Source organism: Burkholderia sp. Se-20378, assembly GCF_017104665.1.
GTDB classification, from domain to species: domain Bacteria; phylum Pseudomonadota; class Gammaproteobacteria; order Burkholderiales; family Burkholderiaceae; genus Burkholderia; species Burkholderia lata.
Map to the genome: position 1 here is coordinate 1 of NZ_JAAGPG010000970.1, position 1,904 is coordinate 1,904.

At 66.6% G+C, this 1,904-nt stretch carries 1 protein-coding gene and 1 pseudogene; one reads left to right on the forward strand and one right to left on the reverse strand.

What is annotated here, in order from left to right:
- Positions 1–23 precede the first annotated feature (23 nt).
- Positions 24–890: pseudogene (locus G3N93_RS39435) on the reverse strand (NYN domain-containing protein); the annotation flags it as partial.
- Between the two features lie 327 nt (positions 891–1,217).
- On the opposite strand from G3N93_RS39435, the gene G3N93_RS39440 reads away from it, so the two are divergent.
- A complete protein-coding gene (locus tag G3N93_RS39440; protein ID WP_174935079.1) occupies positions 1,218–1,847 on the forward strand; it encodes an NAD(P)H-binding protein in 630 nt (209 codons plus the stop codon).
- Positions 1,848–1,904: the final 57 nt, after the last annotated feature.

Here is a 1,904-nt window from a genome sequence, read left to right on the forward strand (position 1 = left end):
CGGTGGTCTCCGTATCATTACAAACCGCACTCACCGCCCGCCGTGACGTGCTCCGCGGCCACCGACTGGCGTGCCCGCGACACGAACGCGCCCGACTTGTCGTCGCGTCCCACTTCGAGCAGGCCGCGCGCCTGCGCCTCGTCGAGCAGGTTGCCGAACGCGCGGAACCCGTAATACGACTCGTTGAAATCCGGCTTGCGACGCTTGATCGCGCTCTTGAGCACCGACGCCCAGATCTTGCCGACGTCGTCCCGCTCCGACGCGAGCGCGTCGAACGTCTCGACCGCCAGCGCGATCGCCTCGGCCTTGCGCGCGTCCATGTCGTGCTTGCGCGACGACGGCTCGTCCGGCCGCTTCGCGCCGCCGTTGCCCGCGCGCTGCTGCTGTTCGCGCTTGGCGAGCGTGCGCTGCTGCTCGCGCACCAGGTCGTCGTAGAAGATGAATTCGTCGCAGTTCGCGACCAACAGGTCCGACGTCGATTTCTTCACGCCGACGCCGATCACCTTCTTCGCGTTCTCGCGCAGCTTCGACACCAGCGGCGAAAAATCCGAGTCGCCGCTGATGATCACGAACGTATCGACGTGCGACTTCGTGTAGCAGAGGTCGAGCGCGTCGACGACGAGCCGGATGTCGGCCGAGTTCTTGCCCGACTGGCGCACGTGCGGAATCTCGATCAGCTCGAAGCTGGCCTCGTGCATCGACGCCTTGAAGCCCTTGTAGCGATCCCAGTCGCAGTAGGCCTTCTTCACGACGATGCTGCCCTTCAGCAGCAGGCGCTCCAGCACGGGCTTGATGTCGAACTTCTCGTACTTCGCGTCGCGCACGCCGAGCGCGACGTTCTCGAAGTCGCAGAACACGGCCATGCTGACGTTGTCCAGGGGTAATGCCATGTGTACTCCAACCAGTGGGCCGATGCGTTGTATGACGTAACGGCGAAAAATGCATCGCGCACATGATAGCCGGTCGGCGCGTCATTCCCGCATCCGTGTGAATGAATGGCGGCCGGAATATCGGTATCGGTCGCGCCGTTGCAGATCGCGTGCCCGCGTCGGGCAGCCCCGGCGGGCGCCCGGTGCCGGTACGCCCGGTGCCGGTACGCCCGATGCCGGTACGCCCCTTAATACACACCCGCCGCGGCGGCAAATCGACATTACACTTGAGTTATCGGTCGTCCGTCCCTATCTGGAAGGATGACGCATCGAGCAAGGAGCGGTTTCATGACGACGAAGGTACTGCTGATTGGCGCGACCGGCCGAACGGGCCAGGCCTGCGCGGATCTGCTGCTCAAGCAGCCGGAGTTCGAGGTCACGGCGCTCGTGCGCCGCCACGGCTATGCGCTGGCGGGCGCACGGGTGGTCGAGGCCGATCTGACGAACGATTTCTCGCACGCATTCCAGGGCATCTCGCACGTGATCTACGCAGCCGGTTCGGCCGAATCGGAAGGCGCGGCCGAAGAGGAGCAGGTCGACCGCGACGCGGTCGCCCGCGCAGCCGAATACGCGCTCGCTTACAACGCGCAGAAGCTCGTGGTGATCAGCTCGCTGTCCGCGTACCGGCCCGAACTCGGCCCGGACGCGCTGCGCCACTACTCGCAGATGAAGCGCGAAGGCGACGATCGCGTGATCGCGTCGGGCGTCGACTACGCGATCCTGCGCCCCGGCCCGCTCACGGACGATCCGGGCGTCGGCAAGATCGCGCTGACCGACGCGTGGTTCGAAGCCGCCCCGCCCGTGTCGCGCCAGGATGTGGCCTGGGCCGCGATCGAGGCGATCAAGCTCGGCATCTCGCGCAAGATCGTCGGCTTCGTCGGCGGCAGCGTGCCGATCGAGCAGGCGTTGCGCGCGTAGCGGCCTCGCACGCGCCGCCGCGCGGCGGCGCATGGTTCCGTCCCGGCGGCCCGCACG